Raw genomic sequence first — 17,779 nt, 5'->3', positions numbered from 1 at the left:
ATGTATATGGTAGTTCAGCTTGTAATTTATATAAAATGGAAGTTACAGGAGCAAATGTTAGTGCTACTTTAAGTTCAGATTCATTTAATGATAAAATGATTACAAACGTCTATTGTGCAGACAATAAAGTTCACTTATCAAATATAACAGAAACTACAAAAGTTAGCATTTATTCTTTAACTGGACAGTTAATTAAGTCATTAAACACNTTAATTCGTGTATAAAAATCATGACTCCCTTTTAAAGGTACTAAAGTTGCAATATCAAATTTAGTTACATCTATCATGTCTTTTACTACAATATTTTCAGCAGGATAGGTTCCCGTATTTTCAAAGCGAATCAAATAATGCACATACTCACCTATCATATCTGGACCAACCGTTTCTCCTTCTAAACAGGTTTTGTCATTTGGATCATAAGATCCTACAACCGTTTGATGCAAAGTAAATTCATTGTCATCTGGAGTTTCATCTGTATTTGCAGTTGAAATAACAGCAGTGTAATTTAAAACATCATCAATATTTACAGATGGAGTTTCTGTAGGTGAATTTACATTGAAAATTATTTCAATTTCTCTAGTCTCAAAAGGTTGTAAATTGCTATAATTCCATGTGTAAGAATTTGTTGCAGCACTATTAAAAACAGGATTTGAAGATAGATAATCTAAAATAGCATCATCAAAAGTTAGCGAAACACTACCATTTTCAACTTGATTACCTTTATTTCTATACGAAATTTTATATTTAGCATCAAAACCTGGTCTTGCTGAAATTATTGGTAAAACAACTATTTCAACATCTGAATGAATACCATTTGCAGTAACACAAAAATCTTGAGTAAAAGGATTAGCTTGCGCTGGGAAATCTACTGTAAGACTTGTTGGGGAGATATTAAAATAAGTCGGGTTTTCTAATATTGGCGTAATTGTATGTGAACCTGCTTGAACAGGGATAAAATAATTACCTGATTGATTTGATATTAAATGTCCAGAATTTGTCCCGTCAGTAATTGAAAATCTTAAGTTGGAATAATTTAAATCATTTAAATCGCAACCGTTGCTATTATAATCGTATATGGTTTGTCCTTCAATTGAAAAATAATCACCTCCTGGAACAAAAGAGCAATAGGAATTTACATGACAATTCGTATAACCATAATTTAATACTTTTTGTTCTACCATTTGTAAATCTTCTTCATCTGCACAAATATATTGAAGATTAAAGTTATTGGAAAATTGTAGACCAACACCATTAGTATCTCCTATATTGTTTATCCATAAAGGATTATTATTTTTGATTAATAAAGTGGTTAATTGATTATTATTGCAATCTAATGTTCGTAATTGTGGCAAATGTGTAATGTCTAAATTAGTTAATTGATTATTTCTACAGAACAATCTTATTAAATTATAGTTTTGACTTATATCAATATCAGTTAATTGATTGTATTGAAAATTTAAAGTTTCTAAAAGTGTATTCTGAGTAACATTTAAACTAGATAACTGATTTAAACCACATTGTAGAGATAATAAAAGTAGATTTTGAGTAACATCTAAATATGTCAATTGATTACTTAAACAAAGTAGATCATTTAAATAAGGATTCTGAGTTAAATTTAAATTAACTAAGTCATTATTTCTACAATCTAAGCTTTCTAAATATAAGTTCTGAGTAAGATCTAATGTTGATATATCATTATATGGTATACTTAGCTTTTTCAAATATAAATTTTGAGATACATCTAAACTAATTAAATCATTTAAATCTAATCTTAATCGCTGTAAATTAATATTTTGTGTAACATCAACTGCTATTAATTGGTTAATAATACAGTTCAAAGATAAAAGATTAACAAAATAATTAATTCCAGTCAAATCTGCAATATTTGATTGTTGAACATTCAAATAAGTAATCAATGCCGCTTCACTTTCTTCTATTTCACCATTATTATTGGTATCAATAGTAGTATAAGTAGTAACATTTCCATATACATTAGGAACTTCAGTTGAAGCAATCTGGTTGCTTGAACTCGCGCTCAACAACTTCGCTTTAAAATTAGCATCAGGAAAGTTAATAATTTGTGCTTGTACATTCAATCCAAATAAAACAAGTAATAAAAAGTAGATTTTCTTCATAAAATATTTTTAAGAAGGCAAAAATACTTCAAAAAATTAAGTTTGAACCATTTAAATTTTATAAATAACAATTCCTTAAGATTGATCGTGTTGAACAATGTCATTAAGCAAAAAAATAGTATTTTAGCCACATGTTAAAAGTAATCGTTATTGGTAGTGGTAATGTAGCACATCATCTAGTGAAAGTGCTTCTGAAAGCAAAAAATATTGAATTAGTTCAAGTAGTTGCTCGTACCAAAAATACGATGACAGCTTTACTTTCTGAAGATCAAATTATTTTTAATTATCAAGCTATTAAAGCAGCAGATGTATATATTGTTGCTGTTTCTGATAATGCCATTGAAGAAGTTTCCAATCAATTACCCTTTGAAAATAGATTAGTAGTACATACCTCTGGAACTTCCGAACTCTCCATTTTAAATAGTAAGAATAGAAAAGGTGTTTTTTATCCTTTACAAACATTTTCAAAAAGTAAAGAAGTGGACTTCTCTTCCATTCCACTTTGTTTAGAGACTGAAAACATGAGTGATTATAAAAGTTTAGAAATTATAGGGAAAGCGATATCAAATAAGGTATATGCCATTTCTTCTGAACAAAGAAAAGCATTACATGTCGCAGCTGTTTTTGTAAATAATTTTACCAATCATTTATTTCAAATTGGAAATCAAATTTGTAAAGAAAACAACATTCCTTTTGAAATTTTACACGCTCTTATTTTAGAAACTGCTGCTAAGATTACTCAATTAAATCCTAAAGAGGCACAAACTGGTCCTGCATTACGAAACGATACTAAAACAATAGAAAAGCATTTAGAATTTTTAAAAAACTCAAATTATCAAGATATTTACCAACTTTTAACGCAATCTATACAACATGTCGCAAAAGAGCTATAAAGAACTAATGAACAACATTACTACGTTTATTTTAGATGTAGATGGAGTACTTACTGATGGAACCATACATGTTACTCAAACAGGAGAAATGCTTCGCAATATGAATATTCGCGATGGATATGCCATGAAAGCTGCAGTGGAAAATGGTTATACGGTTTGCATTATTTCTGGAGGAAGTAATGAAGGTGTACGCGTTCGTTTAAGAAACTTAGGCATTACCGATATTCATTTAGGCGTTTCCGATAAAGTAGAAACGTTTAAAGAGTTTATCGATATTTATAATATTCAACCCGAACAAGTTTTATACATGGGTGACGACATTCCAGATTATCATGTTATGAAATTAGTGGGATTACCAACTTGTCCTCAAAATGCAGTACCTGAAATAAAGGCCTTATCTAAATATATTTCTCATAAAGAGGGAGGAAAAGGATGCGTTCGAGACGTTATCGAACAAGTAATGAAAGTACAACATAAATGGATGGAACATTTTGATGCTAAATATGATTAATGTGTTGATTGCTTAATTTTGTCAATTCACTTTTTACTTTTTACTTTTTACTTAAAAAAATGAAATACCTCAAACTCATTCGATATCAAAATCTAATTATGATTGCCTTGATGCAATTTCTTTTTAGATATACCTATTTAAAATATGCTACATTTACATTATTAACTCCTTCAGGAAATTTTTTAGCATTATCAGATTTTCAGTTTGCGTTGCTTGTTCTTTCTACTGTTTGCATTGCTGCGGCTGGTTATATCATTAACAATATAATTGATCAAGATAATGACGAAATTACAAAGCCCAAAAGTCGTATTGTAGGTAAAACAATTACTGAAAATGCGGCCTACAACTTATATGTCTTTTTTAATATTACAGGTGTGGGAATTGGGTTTTATTTATCAAATGCTATTGGGAAAAAAGGATTATTCACTTTGTTTATATTTATAGCCGCTTTACTTTATGTTTATTCGACTTATTTAAAAAAAATTATAATTATAAGTAACCTTGTAGTTGCTCTTACACTATCATTCAGTATTATAATTATAGGTGTTTTTGATTTATTCCCAACAATATATGAAGGTAATATTCAACAAATGAAACAAGCACATAATGTTTTGTTTGATTATGCGGTTTTTGCTTTTATAATTAATTGGATAAGAGAAATCGTTAAAGATATTGAAGATACGGATGGAGATTATGCATCTGGAATACAAACTATTCCAATTGTTTTAGGTAAAACAAGAACAGCTAAATTATTAAGTATCTTACTTTTACTTCCAATTCTTCTGCTTATTTATTATATTAACGAAAATTTAGCTGCCTTCAATCTAGTATTAATTTATGGCTTATTATTAATAATTGGTCCATTAATTTATACAATAATTAAATTATGGTCAGCAAAAACAAAAAATGAATTTAAACATATTAGTACTATTTTAAAATTGGTTTTATTATTTGGAATTTTATCAATTGTAGTCATAACATATTCAATTAAAAATGCTCAAGGACAAATTATCTAAATACAATATTATTTTGGCTTCTGGTTCTCCTAGAAGACAACAATTCTTTCAAGAAATGAATGTACCTTTTGTTATTCAATTGAAAGAAATTGAAGAAGTTTATCCTCAATCTTTAAAAGCAGAAGAAATAACCAACTATCTTGCTCAATTAAAAGCGAATGCTTTTCAAGTGTTGCATACTAATGATTTACTAATAACAAGTGATACAATTGTTTGGCATGAAGACCAAGCATTAGGTAAACCTAAAAATTATGAAGATGCCTTTCAAATGTTACTTTCATTATCAGGTAAAACACATCAGGTAATTACTTCGGTTTGTTTTAAAACTATAAATTCTATTGAAACAATTCATGAAGTAACTAAGGTGAGTTTTAAGGAATTATCAAATGATGAAATTAATTATTATCTTGAAATTTATAAACCTTTTGATAAAGCTGGCTCTTATGGCATTCAAGAATGGATTGGGCTAATAGGCATTATATGCATAGACGGTTCCTACACAAATGTAGTCGGTTTACCTGTAGAAAAAGTATATACCAAACTATTAGAATATGCTAAAATTAATTGATAATCCTTATTTACACGAAGAAATATTAACTTTCATTACTATTTGTATTTATTTTATTTTGCGAATTGCTTCTTCTGAAATCGTCAAGAAATTTGCAAAAATAAATGAATCACTAGAACACAGAACAAATCTAGTAATTAAGTACATAAATATCTTAATAGGCTTATTAGCAATAATTTCAATAGTAATTATTTGGGGTGTTAAAAGAGAGCAAATACTTCTTTTTATTTCTTCCCTATTTGCTGTTGTGGGTGTTGCCTCTTTTGCACAATGGTCTATTTTAAGTAATATAACAGCAGGAATAATTCTTTTCTTTTCTTATCCTTTTAAAATAGGGGATAAAATAAAGATTTTAGATAAAGACTTTCCATTAGAAGGCGAAATAGAAGATATTAAAGCCTTTTATATTGTCTTGAAAAATAGTGATGATGAAACAATTACTTATCCGAATACTCTTTTAATGCAAAAAGGTATCTTATTAATTAAACATACTTTTGAAGATAGAGAGTTTACAGATTAGTTTATCTTATAAATTAATGTTAAAAAGGAAGAATTTAAAGCTTCCTTTTTTAATTTTAGGCTGAATTTCAATTAATGAAATTAAAAATAAGACTCATGACAAAAAAAATTACATATTTAGTTTTACTATTTACAATATTTATTCAAGCACAGGCTCCTAAAAAATTAAATTCGAATCAAATTTTTGAAGAAATACAGAAACTAAATTTTTTAGGTAAAGTACTATATGTAGCCGCACATCCAGATGATGAGAACACCCGTTTAATTACTTATTTCTCAAATTATTATCATGCAGAAACAGCTTATTTATCTCTTACTCGAGGAGATGGTGGTCAAAATCTGATTGGTCCAGAACTAAGAGAAAAACTAGGGGCTATTAGAACACAAGAATTATTAGCAGCAAGAAACATAGATGGTGGTAATCAATTTTTTACCCGCGCTAATGACTTTGGTTATTCAAAAGAACCAAACGAAACATTTTCCATATGGAATAAAGAACAAGTTTTAGAAGATGTAATACAAGTTATGGAAAGTTTTCGTCCAGATATAGTTATTAATCGTTTCAATCACAGAACACCTGGTACAACTCATGGTCATCATACTGCTTCAGCTCTTTTAAGTTTGGAAGCTTATGATAAATTATCTGAAAAGCCTAAACGCGTTTTTTTTAATACTTCTTGGTGGTTTTATGGTAGCGAAGAAGCATTTGAAAAAGCCGATAAATCAAATTTGGTAGGTTTTAATGCTAATGTCTATTATCCATTAAAAGGAAAAAGCAACCATGAAATTGCTGCTTTAAGTAGAAGTCAGCATCAATGCCAAGGTTTTGGCTCAACAGGTTCAAGAGGAAGTGAAATAGAATACTTAGAGTTATTAAAAGGTGACTTACCAAATGCTAATACCCTTTTTCAAGGAATTGACACTTCTTGGAAACGTATCAAAGGTGGTGAAAGTATTGGGAAAATTTTATACCCTATTGAAGAAAATTTTGATTTCAAAAATCCAGAAAAACATATTCCACAACTGATAAAAGCTTATCAACTTATTCAAAAATTAGAAAATTCCCATTGGAAAACTGATAAATCAAAACAAATTTTAAAAATTATTGAAGCATGTAGTGGTTTATATCTTGAAGCAGTAGCATCTGTAGAAACAGCTACAAAAAATGAAGTAATAACTCTAAATATAGAAGCCATTAATAGAAGTAATTCTAATATAAAATTATTAAGCTATGCCCTTTTAAATCAAGAAAAAAAAGACAAACAAATTTCTCTTTCAAATAACCAAAAAGTAACATTTGAAGAAAAAAACTTTACAATTCCAAATACATTTGAATATACCAATTTATTTTGGTTGAAAGAAAAACCTTCAATTGGTATGTATCAAGTACCTAATAAAACAATACGCATACTGCCTGAAGAAAAAATTCAATTCCCTATTATTTTTACTGCAGAAATTGAAGGGATTACAATCGATTTTGTGAAAAATTTAGTATATAAAAAAAACGATAGCAAAATAGGAGAAACCTATATACCTTTTTCAATTTTACCTGAAACTACTTCAGAAATTATTAATAAAGTATCTATCTTTAATACTAATCAACCAAAAGAGGTTTCAATTAAACTTAAAGCTCATAAAAATAATAGTTCTGGGATTGCAAAATTAATATTACCAAATAATTGGCATATTCAACCCAAAGAGATTCCCTTTTCTATTGCTGCAAAAAATGATGAAAAAATAATTACATTTCAAGTTTTTCCACCCAAAGAAGAAAGTAACACAGATTTTAGTGTTGAGTTACAATCTGATAACGAAAAACACCAATTCGAATATGTAGAAATTAACTACAACCATATACCTAAACAAACAATTTTAGAACCTTCAGAAGGAAAACTGGTAAAATTAGATATTCAAACCAAAGGGAAAAATATTGGATATTTGATAGGAGCTGGAGATGAAGTGGGTAAATATTTAGAAAACATAGGATACAATATTACTTATATAAATCCTACAGAATTACAATTTGAAAATTTAACAAAATTTGATGCTATCATTCTAGGAATAAGGGCTTTTAATACCATTGAAGATTTAAAATTCAAGCAAAAAGAATTATTCAAATATGTTGAAAATGGCGGAAATTTAATTGTACAATATAATACTAATAATGGTTTACTTACAAATGAAGTTGCGCCTTACGAATTAAGCATTTCAAGAGATCGTGTAACCAATGAAAATGCAATAGTTACTTTTTTAGATCCTAAAAATCCAGTTTTGAATACCCCAAATAAAATCACGGCAAAAGATTTTGAAAATTGGGTTCAAGAACAAGGATTATATTATCCAAATAAATGGGATAATGCCTTCACTCCTATTCTATCAGCTGCAGATGAAGGGGAAGAACAAAAACAAGGAGCTTTATTAGTTGCAAAGTATGGAAAAGGGAATTATATTTATACAGGTTTAAGTTTCTTTAGAGAATTACCGGAAGGTGTATCTGGAGCTTACCGTTTATTAGTTAATCTAATTTCACTAGATAAATAAAACAATATGGAAAGAGAAAAAAACGAATGGAAAAGAAGCTATAATTATGTGCTCATTTTAAATGCACTATATATTTTAATTTTCGTTTTAATCATGGAAATTTATTCATAAAATGGAAAATTTAGATTGGATTGTTCTTTCTTGTACCCTTCTTTTTATTGTTGTGTATGGTGCATTAAAAACCAAAGGCAGTGCAAACGTAAAAGATTATCTTTTAGATAATAACGAAACCCCTTGGTTTACAGTTGGTTTATCTGTAATGGCAACTCAAGCAAGTGCTATTACTTTTCTTTCTACTCCGGGTCAAGCATATCATGATGGTATGGGATTTGTTCAGTTTTATTTTGGACTACCACTTGCAATGATTGTTATTGCTTATACTTTCATTCCTATATATCACAAATTAAAAGTATATACGGCTTATGAATATTTAGAACAGCGATTTGATATTCGTACAAGAACATTGGCAGCAGTATTATTCTTAATACAAAGAGGTTTGGGTACTGGAATTACAATTTATGCTCCTTCCATAATTTTGTCAGCTTTATTGGGTTGGAATCTCACCTTTTTAAATATCATTATAGGGGTTTTGGTAATCGTTTATACAGTAACAGGTGGAACAAAAGCTGTAAACATAACCCAAAAACAACAAATGTTTGTTATTCTTTCAGGTATGTTTATTACTTTTTTCTTAATACTAAATTATTTACCTCCAGAAATTGACTTTGGTAATATTCTGCATGTAGCTGGTGCCAATGGAAAGATGGACATACTAGATTTTTCCTATAATCCCAAAACAAGATATACATTTTGGAGTGGTATAACAGGCGGCTTTTTCTTAATGCTTTCCTATTTTGGAACCGATCAATCTCAAGTAGGTAGATATCTTTCAGGAAAATCAATAAGTGAAAGTCAAATGGGATTAATTATGAATGGTATTTTGAAAGTCCCTATGCAATTTTTTATTTTACTTACTGGTGTACTTGTCTTTGTTTTTTTTCAATTTAATGATACACCTCTCCATTTTAACCCTAATAATGTAAATAAAGTTAAAGCTTCTGTTTACAAAACAAATTATGAAAAAATTGAAGAAAAATTACAATTTGTTAATGAGGAGAAAAAAGTAGTTAATAAAATATACATTGAACAGTTACAACACAATGATTTTGATAATCCTGCTCTAAGAAAACAAATGGTGGCTTTATCACTAAAGGAAAAAGAATTAAGAGAAGATGCTAAAGAAATTATTAAAAAAGTGGATTCTAATTCCGAAACAAATGATAAGGATTATGTTTTTTTGTATTTCATTCTTCATTATTTACCAAAAGGTTTATTAGGATTATTACTTGCTGTTATTTTTAGTGCAGCAATGTCATCAAGTGCTTCTGGATTAAATTCTTTAGCTGCCACTACAGCAATAGATATTTATAAAAGAAATGTGGGTGATAAATCTGACAAACACTATGTTTATGCTACTCAGTATTTTACATTATTTTGGGGGATTGTTGCTATAGGATTTGCCTGTATTAGCTCTCTATTTGAAAACTTAATCCAATTAGTCAATATTATTGGATCTATTTTCTATGGTACAGTATTAGGAATTTTTTTGGTTGGTTTTTATATTAAATATATTAAGGGAAACGCTATTTTTATTGGAGCATGTATAAGTCAAACAATTATTTTTATAATCTACTATTTTTATATACATATTCAAGAAGAAGATGATAAACTAAGCTATTTATGGCTTAATTTTATAGGTGTAGTGCTTACTTTATTCCTCTCCTATTTAGCTCAGTTGATAATAAATAAAAAAAAGATTCCTAACGATTCAGAAGAGCTTATTTAAATAGGCTCTTTTTATTTTATCACTTTTTTTAATTCATTTCTATATTGAGAAGCGCTTTTTCCAGTATATTCTTTAAAAAGTTTATTAAAATGACTAAAATTATTAAAACCACTTTGAAAGCAAACTTCAGAAATACTAATTGGATTTTCACTTAACAATTTACAAGCATGAACCAATCGATATTCATTGACAAAAGTGGTAAAAGTTTTATTGGTAATTTTTTTAAAAAATCTACAAAAAGAAGGTACCGTCATACTCACTAAGTCCGCAACATTTTCTAAAGCAATAGGCTCTTGAAAACCATCTTTAACAAAATTAAATACAATGTTTATTTTATCATTGTCTTGCATTTGCGTCGCTAATGAAAATCCATCAGCATTAAGAAGGATACTATCTTTTGAAATAGCAAGTTCATTTAAGATATTAATTAACATTAATAACCTTTCAAGCGGTTTTTGAATTTGCATTTTTTCTATTTGAATACCAATTTTAGTCTTTGTTTCTTTATCAAATGCAATACCTACTTTAGCATGTTGCAACAAACTCTTTATCTTTTCAATTTCAATTATATCAAAAAAACTTGACCCTAAAAAATCAGGTTTAAATTGAATTACAGTTTCAACTTTATTTCCAGTATGTTCGTTAGTAAATCCACAATGAGGCAAATTACTGCCGATTAAAATTAAGTCTCCATCGGTATAATATGATATATGGCTACCTATTTGCCTTTTTCCAGAACCACCGTTTATATAAACAAGTTCAATTTCTGGGTGATAATGCCAAATTTCAGATTTATTGTTAGTACTTTCTGTATAAAGTGAATAGGTAAATGAACTTCCAAAATTAGGAACAATAACTTCAAAAGAAGGAGCATAACTTTTCATATGAAATAAAATTACTTTTAAAAATAGCTAAATTTCACATAAAAACTGAATTTTTAACCTATATCGTTTTCGTAAAACATTAATTATTATTGTGTTATCTGCCTTTTCTTTTTGAGGAAAAATAATTTTTCATATTTACACTTCATTGGAAAAATTATTTTAAAATTAAATATTTTTCTGAACCAAAACGATGATAAAAAAGCATAAAAATAAATTTAATTAAAAAAAACAATTGTTTTTTTATTATAGTGATAAATAATTTGTTGAAAAATTACATTTTAAATATATGTTATTTTAACCCATATTCACTAAAACGTTTTCGAAAAAGGTAATATAACATATATATTAGTCAATTTTCTTGTGATTTTTCAATTGTTAGCTATATAAATTTGTAACATCAACAAACAAACAAGTTTTAATTTAAAAATTACAATTATGAGAAGTATTTTAAAATTAAGTTTAGTATTAGTAGTATTTTTATCTACTGTGAAGGTTCAAGCAAATGATGGTTTAGATTTTTTGCTTTATGTTAAAAACAAAAATGGGAAACAAATTACTTTTTCAATAAATAGTATTCAAGAGGCTACAATAACAATTTATGATCAAGAAGGTCAGAAAATTTATTCTGAAAAAGCTACGGGAGAAAAAGGAATTAAAAAAACTTACAATTTAGAGCAATTTCCTTCTGGTAAATATGTTTTAAAAATTGAGAATGATTTAAAAAAAGTTTCTTATGAAATTGCTGTATCTGAAGATGATGCACTTCTGTCATCCAAAGGAATATCAGAAATTTACAAAAAAATAGATGCTAAGAATAATCTAACTAGCATCTAACAAAAGTTTTTATATTGTTAATTGTGTGACTAGGTTCGTAAAAATTAATTTTATGAAACTAGTCACTTTTTTATTATTTAGACCATTCAGCTATGCTGTCTTTGTTCATTTTTTCATAATCGGCATTACCTGCTTTTTTAGCCCCTTCTAAAGAAGCTTTAGCAGTTGTAATAGCACCTTTCTTATCTCCAGTTTTTGCTTGAATCAAAGATTTTAAACGTAAATACCAAAATGGCGTTTCTCTATCACTCGGGGTTAATTCAATTGCCTTATTTACCCATGTTAATGCTTTATTCATATCATTATTAGATTGATAAAAATATTGAGCGGCAGAAAAATAATCTGCATAAGATGGACCCGCAAGTGCTTTTTCGATACTTGCCATAGCCACTTCATTTGTAGGAACCGTAAACGGAACAGAAATTAATGTTCTTTCCCATTCTAAATCTAATGTAGCTGCATCATTCGTAATATTATTAATTGAAATTGTAAATGATTCTACTGAGCGCATTAAAGTTTCTGGTTTAACACTCACTCTTAAAGCAACTTTAGTTTCATCCCAATTTTCAGGTAAACCCCAATTATCTGTAGAGGAATAAAAAATAACATCCCAGCTATCCGCTTTTGGAGTAGTATATAATGCATATTTTCCTTTTTTTAATGCTTTTCCAGAAACTTTAATATCTTGATCAACAGTAAAAATAGTATTAGCATTAGCCCCAGTTCTCCAATTTTTTCCATAAGGAACTAAATCCCCATAAACTGTTCTTCCTTTTGCTCCAGGTCTTGAATATTCAATAACAATATCTGCTAATCCCACAACTTGATCTACTTTTGCAGCAGGACTAGCTTGAGGAGTCTTAACTTGTGCTTGTGAAGCAAACATACTTACAGCTAACAAACCTGTAAAAAATAACTTTTTCATTTTTTATTTATTTATTTATAATAATTATCTATCCTACGAAATTAATAAATTTCAATGTGTATTATGTTAAGCTATTCCTAAAATTAAAATATTTTTGTTTAATATTTTTGTATTTTTGTTAAACAAAAAATAATTTTATGAGAATATATACATTACATACGAAACAGAATTTGCCAATATCAATTTCAGAAGCTTGGGATTTTTTGTCTAATCCAAAAAATTTAAAAACAATTACACCTGATTATATGGGATTTCACATCTTAACTGGTGCGGATAAACCAATGTATGCAGGGCAAATAATTCAATATATTGTAACACCAGTTCTTAATATTAGAACAAAATGGGTAACTGAAATTACTCATGTTCAAGACAAAAAATATTTTGTTGATGAACAACGTTTTGGTCCATACTCACTTTGGCATCACAAGCATTTTTTAAAAGAAATTCCTGGAGGTGTTGAAATGGAAGATATTGTAGATTATAAAATCCCTTTAGGAATTATAGGTCAATTGCTACATCCATTTTTAGTAAAACCTAAATTAAATGAAATCTTTGAATATAGAAAAAATAAGTTAATCGAACTTTTTGGTGAATACAAATAAAATTTAAAATTTTCACTATCAAAAGTTTACCGTATTTCTTTTTACATTAAATAACATTGAATTATCATTACTAATTTTATCATTATGAAAAAAAACATATTATTAATAGGTGGATCTTATGGTATAGGCTATGCATTAGCTGAAATCTTAAAAGAAGAAAATACTGTTTATATAGCTTCTAGGACCGCGGAAAACTTAGATTCTTCAATACATCATATCCCATTCGATGCCAACTCAGACGCAATAAATTTAGAAATGTTGCCTTACCCAATAGATGGATTTGTATTTTTACCTGGTAGTATTAATCTAAGACCATTTAAAAATATTAAAATTGAAGCTTTTGAAAATGATTTACAAATAAATTTTCTTAATATGGTAAAAGTTCTACAAACTATTTTACCCAATCTTTTAGCATCAAAACAATCAAGTCTTGTGTTTTTTAGCTCAATAGCAACAAACATTGGAATGCCATTTCATAGTAGTGTAGCGGCTTCTAAAGGAGCCATTGAAGGATTTGCAAAAGCTTTTGCCGCAGAATATGCTCCAAAAATAAGAGTAAATGTTATTGCTCCTTCCCTAACAGATACACCTCTTGCAGATAAATTTTTGAATAATGATGTTAAAAGAGAAAAAGCTGCTGAGAGAAATCCTCTAAAGAAATTTGGAGCATCAAACGATATTGCAGAAATGGCCGCTTTTCTATTATCAGACAAAAGCAATTGGATTACGGGCCAAGTTTTTCATGTTGATGGAGGAATGTCAACTTTGTCTGTCATTATCTAATTTTAAAAAATGTTTAAAAGTTACCTTTTTAGATTATTTAATTTTGTTAGTGTAACCAATTTAAACGCTTAAACCTTTAATTATTAAACTACTTAATCGCTTAAATAATAATAACAATGAATATATTTTGGTTCCGACGAGATTTGCGATTACATGATAATACAGGGCTTTTTCATGCTTTAAATGAAACAGAAAAAGTATTACCCCTATTCATCTTCGATCTCACAATTTTAAATGAATTAACTAAACAAGATCCACGTGTTCAATTTATTCATGAGCAATTAGATTTGATGCAAAAGCAACTTGAAAAAAAGGGAAAATCGCTAGCTGTATTCTTAGGTGAACCCAAAAAAATATTCGAAAAATTAATTCAAGAAAATAAAATAAATACGGTTTTTACTAATCATGATTACGAGCCTTACGCGCGTAAAAGAGATAAAGAAGTTTACCAATTATTTAAAGAAAACAATATTACTTTTAAAACATCAAAAGACCAAGTTATTTTCGAAAAAGAGGAAGTAATAAAAGATGATGGCAGTCCTTATGTTGTTTATACTCCTTATTGTAAAAAATGGAAAGAAAGATTACAAAACACCCCACTTTTACATTATGCTTCCGAAGATAAATTAGATCAAATTGCAAAACACAATTACCCTTTTCTTAGCTTAGATGATATTGGTTTTAAAACAACAAAAATTAAGCTTCCAGAATATAATGTTTCGGAAAAATTAATCAGTAATTATGAAGAAAACAGGAATTTTCCAGCTATTCATGGCACTTCTTTACTTGGAATACATTTACGATTTGGTACGGTATCGATTAGAGCAATGGTAAAAAAAGCAATGTCTATAAAAAATGAAACTTTTTTAAAGGAACTTATTTGGAGAGAATTTTTTATGCAAATTTTATGGCATTTTCCACTTACAATTACTAAAAGCTTTAAACCAAAATACGATGCCATTGAATGGAGAAATAAGGAGGATGAATTTAAAAAATGGTGTGAAGGAAAAACAGGTTATCCTTTTGTTGATGCAGGTATGCGTGAATTAAATGCTACGGCTCATATGCACAATAGGGTGCGTATGATTGTAGCCAGCTTTTTATGTAAACACCTTTTGATTGATTGGCGTTGGGGTGAAACCTATTTTGCTGAAAAACTATTAGATTATGAACAAGCAAGTAATGTGGGCAATTGGCAATGGGCTTCAGGTTCAGGAGTTGATGCAGCACCTTATTTTCGAATTTTCAATCCTACGGAACAAATTAAAAAATTTGATAAAGATTTAGTGTATATAAAAAAATGGATTCCTGAATATGAAACTTCAAAATATCCAAAACCAATTGTAGATCATAAAGAAGCTAGGGAAAGATGCTTAAGGGCTTATAAAAATGCATTAGATAGTTAATAAAAACAATTAAATCTAAACTCTAAATAAAAAAGGTTCGACCGTAATATACATCGTCAAACCTTTTTTGTTAATTTATTGTCTTAAAAATTTAATAACAGCTATTCTTTTAGTCTTTTTTTCCTCTAAACTCTCTTAATAATTTTCGATTAAATTCTTCTTCAGCTTTTTTTAATTTAATTATTTTTTTAGCTGGTATTACTTTTATCAAATCTTTTATATACTTCTTTTTCAAAGTATGCATTTCATCTTCATAATCTTCCATTTTAGTAATGAGTTCTAAAGCTTCTTTTTCGGATAAGGATTCAAAACCACCGCTTTCAAACTGATTTACAATGGTTCTCATCTTATTATGTTTGATTTCAAATTGCTTATCGTCAAATGCATTATAAACAGGCCAAAACTTTTGAGCTTCTTCGGCAGTTAAATCTAATTTTTCAGTGATATAAGCAACTTTTAATGCTTTTATTTTTTCTTTTTTTTCTTTCATCCCTCCTTGAGCAAACGAAAAACTAACTATTAAAATTAGTAATAAAGTCAATTTTCTTTTCATGGTTATTGATTTAAATAGTAGTCTATATTTTGTGTTTCTAATAGATAAGATTCTACAGCATCATCATTTAAGGTAAGATCGTTTTCTAATGCATTGATATCCTCTGTACTTAATTTATCTATAATATCATAAGTTGAATATTCACTAACTAAATAATTTTCTAATGTTGTTACTTCAATTGCATTGTTTTTATTCATCGATTGATATACAGGAATGGCTATCATTACTAATAATAAAGCTGCAATACTTGATATCCAAATTTGCTTTCTATGAAATAAAGAAACTACTTTGCTTTCATTTTTAGGTAATTGATTTAACATCTTACTTTCAAATTGTTCAAAGTAATTTTCAGGAATCTGAAATCCTGATTTTATTTTGGGTTCAACATCTAAATTAAAATCTTTCATATTCATTAGACTTTATTTTCTTACTATGGTTTAATTTGTTTTTAAATAATCTTCAATTTTTTTTACTGCTAAATGATAACTTGCTTTTAGTGCTCCAACAGAGGTATCCACAATTTCAGAAATTTCTTCATATTTTAATTCTTCAAAATATTTCATTTTAAAAACCAACTGTTGTTTTTCAGGTAAGGTAGCAATAGCTTTTTGTAATTTCAATTGAATTTCGTTACCATCAAAAAAAACATCACTTTCTAATTTATTAAGTTCTTTCTGTTGAATTTCTTCACTACTTATTCCTGTTTTCTTGGCTTTCTGTTGAAGAAAAGTCAACGCTTCATTTGTTGCAATTCTATAAATCCAAGAAAAAAGTTTACTTTCACCTTTAAATTTTGGGATATTTTGAAATATTTTCAGAAATGTATTTTGCAAAACATCATCTGTATCGTCGTGATTTAAAACTATATTTCTTATATGATTATATAGTGGTTTTTGATATAATTGCAATAACTCACGAAAAGCTTCTTGTTGAGTTTTCGTATTTAATAAGCGTTGAATGAATACTTTTTCGTCTTGCAATTTTATTCACTTTTAACATTAGACTAAAATTAATTAAAAAGGTTTAATACTTAGATAAAATTTCTTTTTTAATCCTATTTTTGTGAAAATTTAAAAAAATGATTCACACTGTTATTTTTGATATGGATGGCGTTATTGTTGATACAGAACCCGTTCACCATTATGCTTATCAACAACATTTTAAAGAATTAAATATTTCTGTTACAGATGAAATATATGCTAGTTTTACTGGTAATTCTACTCGCAATGTGTTTCAAAAATTAAAAAATTTATATGCTCTTGACCAAGATGTTGAATCTTTAATTTTAAGAAAACGTCATTTATTTAATGATGCTTTCGATTCGAAACCCGACCTCTTTTTAATAGATGGTGTAGAAAATTTAATCAAAGATCTATTTCATAATGATTTTCAATTAATTGTTGCTTCATCAGCTTCAAAAAGTACCATTAACAAAGTATTTAATCGATTCCATTTGCATCCTTATTTTTCACATATCGTTTCAGGTGAAGATTTTCCACAATCCAAACCACATCCTGCCATTTTTGAATATGCTGCTAATTTATCAATTCATCCCAAAGATAATTGCATTGTAATTGAAGATAGTACTAATGGTGTTATTGCTTCTAAAGCGGCTGGTATTTATTGTTTAGGATACAGAAGTGAAAATTCAAAAAACCAAGATTTGTCTTTAGCGAATCAAATTATATCCAATTTTAATGAAATTGATGCTCAAAAAATAAGATTAATTAAACAAATTTAAACATCTTTTTTTTTAACAAAAAC

18 protein-coding genes are annotated in these 17,779 nt (G+C 28.0%); 12 read left to right on the top strand and 6 right to left on the bottom strand.

The window, feature by feature from the left end; all coding sequences use genetic code 11:
• Window positions 1-209 precede the first annotated feature (209 nt).
• On the bottom strand, window positions 210-2,134 hold a 1,925-nt coding region (locus HALO113_RS01300), incomplete at its 3' end, for a leucine-rich repeat domain-containing protein (RefSeq protein WP_370519286.1).
• A 131-nt stretch (window positions 2,135-2,265) separates the two neighbouring features.
• On the opposite strand from HALO113_RS01300, the gene HALO113_RS01295 reads away from it, so the two are divergent.
• The 7 genes from HALO113_RS01295 (at window position 2,266) to HALO113_RS01265 (ending at window position 10,028) form a co-directional block, all read left to right on the top strand.
• Window positions 2,266-3,027 (top strand): Rossmann-like and DUF2520 domain-containing protein, encoded by a 762-nt coding sequence (locus HALO113_RS01295; protein ID WP_159777302.1) that lies wholly within the window; start codon window positions 2,266-2,268, stop codon window positions 3,025-3,027.
• Window positions 3,008-3,538: an HAD family hydrolase gene (locus HALO113_RS01290; protein ID WP_159777301.1), complete on the top strand. Its 531-nt coding sequence runs from the start codon at window positions 3,008-3,010 to the stop codon at window positions 3,536-3,538. Before HALO113_RS01295 ends, HALO113_RS01290 begins: the two co-directional genes overlap by 20 nt.
• 59 nt (window positions 3,539-3,597) lie before the next feature.
• Complete coding sequence (locus tag HALO113_RS01285) at window positions 3,598-4,554, top strand: geranylgeranylglycerol-phosphate geranylgeranyltransferase (protein ID WP_159777300.1); 957 nt, start codon at window positions 3,598-3,600, stop codon at window positions 4,552-4,554.
• A complete protein-coding gene (locus HALO113_RS01280; RefSeq protein WP_159777299.1) occupies window positions 4,532-5,122 on the top strand; it encodes a Maf-like protein in 591 nt (196 codons plus the stop codon). Before HALO113_RS01285 ends, HALO113_RS01280 begins: the two co-directional genes overlap by 23 nt.
• Window positions 5,106-5,642, top strand: a complete 537-nt coding sequence (locus HALO113_RS01275; protein ID WP_159777298.1) for a mechanosensitive ion channel domain-containing protein — start codon at window positions 5,106-5,108, stop codon at window positions 5,640-5,642. Before HALO113_RS01280 ends, HALO113_RS01275 begins: the two co-directional genes overlap by 17 nt.
• Window positions 5,643-5,737: 95 nt before the next feature.
• Window positions 5,738-8,182 (top strand): PIG-L family deacetylase, encoded by a 2,445-nt coding sequence (locus tag HALO113_RS01270; RefSeq protein WP_159777297.1) that lies wholly within the window; start codon window positions 5,738-5,740, stop codon window positions 8,180-8,182.
• 112 nt (window positions 8,183-8,294) lie between these two features.
• A complete protein-coding gene (locus tag HALO113_RS01265; protein ID WP_159777296.1) occupies window positions 8,295-10,028 on the top strand; it encodes a sodium:solute symporter in 1,734 nt (577 codons plus the stop codon).
• 11 nt (window positions 10,029-10,039) lie between these two features.
• Here the strand turns inward: HALO113_RS01265 and HALO113_RS01260 are convergent, their stop codons facing one another.
• On the bottom strand, window positions 10,040-10,912 hold the full coding sequence (locus HALO113_RS01260) for an AraC family transcriptional regulator (protein WP_159777295.1): 873 nt from the start codon (window positions 10,910-10,912) through the stop codon (window positions 10,040-10,042).
• Between the two features lie 435 nt (window positions 10,913-11,347).
• On the opposite strand from HALO113_RS01260, the gene HALO113_RS01255 reads away from it, so the two are divergent.
• Window positions 11,348-11,746 (top strand): T9SS type A sorting domain-containing protein, encoded by a 399-nt coding sequence (locus HALO113_RS01255; protein WP_159777294.1) that lies wholly within the window; start codon window positions 11,348-11,350, stop codon window positions 11,744-11,746.
• A 73-nt stretch (window positions 11,747-11,819) separates the two neighbouring features.
• Here the strand turns inward: HALO113_RS01255 and HALO113_RS01250 are convergent, their stop codons facing one another.
• Window positions 11,820-12,671, bottom strand: a complete 852-nt coding sequence (locus tag HALO113_RS01250; protein ID WP_159777293.1) for a DUF2911 domain-containing protein — start codon at window positions 12,669-12,671, stop codon at window positions 11,820-11,822.
• 137 nt (window positions 12,672-12,808) lie between these two features.
• On the opposite strand from HALO113_RS01250, the gene HALO113_RS01245 reads away from it, so the two are divergent.
• The 3 genes from HALO113_RS01245 to HALO113_RS01235 all read left to right on the top strand — a co-directional run bounded on the left by HALO113_RS01245 (window position 12,809) and on the right by HALO113_RS01235 (window position 15,462).
• Entirely contained in the window at window positions 12,809-13,273 is a 465-nt protein-coding gene (locus tag HALO113_RS01245; RefSeq protein WP_159777292.1) for an SRPBCC family protein, read from the top strand.
• Between the two features lie 84 nt (window positions 13,274-13,357).
• Complete coding sequence (locus HALO113_RS01240; RefSeq protein ID WP_159777291.1) at window positions 13,358-14,056, top strand: SDR family NAD(P)-dependent oxidoreductase; 699 nt, start codon at window positions 13,358-13,360, stop codon at window positions 14,054-14,056.
• Between the two features lie 116 nt (window positions 14,057-14,172).
• Entirely contained in the window at window positions 14,173-15,462 is a 1,290-nt protein-coding gene (locus HALO113_RS01235; RefSeq protein ID WP_159777290.1) for a deoxyribodipyrimidine photo-lyase, read from the top strand.
• 109 nt (window positions 15,463-15,571) lie between these two features.
• On the opposite strand, the gene HALO113_RS01230 is transcribed toward HALO113_RS01235, so the two are convergent.
• The 3 genes from HALO113_RS01230 to HALO113_RS01220 are packed head-to-tail and all read right to left on the bottom strand — an operon-like array spanning window position 15,572 to window position 16,995.
• Window positions 15,572-16,015 carry a sensor of ECF-type sigma factor gene (locus HALO113_RS01230; RefSeq protein WP_159777289.1) on the bottom strand — a complete coding sequence of 148 codons (444 nt, stop codon included), beginning with the start codon at window positions 16,013-16,015 and terminating at the stop codon, window positions 15,572-15,574.
• A gap of 2 nt (window positions 16,016-16,017) precedes the next feature.
• Window positions 16,018-16,422 carry a hypothetical protein gene (locus tag HALO113_RS01225; protein ID WP_159777288.1) on the bottom strand — a complete coding sequence of 135 codons (405 nt, stop codon included), beginning with the start codon at window positions 16,420-16,422 and terminating at the stop codon, window positions 16,018-16,020.
• A 30-nt stretch (window positions 16,423-16,452) separates the two neighbouring features.
• Window positions 16,453-16,995, bottom strand: coding sequence for an RNA polymerase sigma factor (locus HALO113_RS01220; protein ID WP_159777287.1), 543 nt, complete (start codon window positions 16,993-16,995; stop codon window positions 16,453-16,455).
• A 98-nt stretch (window positions 16,996-17,093) separates the two neighbouring features.
• Between HALO113_RS01220 and HALO113_RS01215 the strand changes: the two genes are divergently transcribed.
• Window positions 17,094-17,756, top strand: a complete 663-nt coding sequence (locus HALO113_RS01215) for an HAD family phosphatase (protein ID WP_159777286.1) — start codon at window positions 17,094-17,096, stop codon at window positions 17,754-17,756.
• Window positions 17,757-17,779: the final 23 nt, after the last annotated feature.

The sequence above is a fragment of the Flavobacterium sp. 9AF genome, from assembly GCF_902506265.1.
Taxonomy (GTDB): domain Bacteria; phylum Bacteroidota; class Bacteroidia; order Flavobacteriales; family Flavobacteriaceae; genus Flavobacterium.
This window is presented reverse-complemented; position numbering and strand designations above follow the sequence as displayed.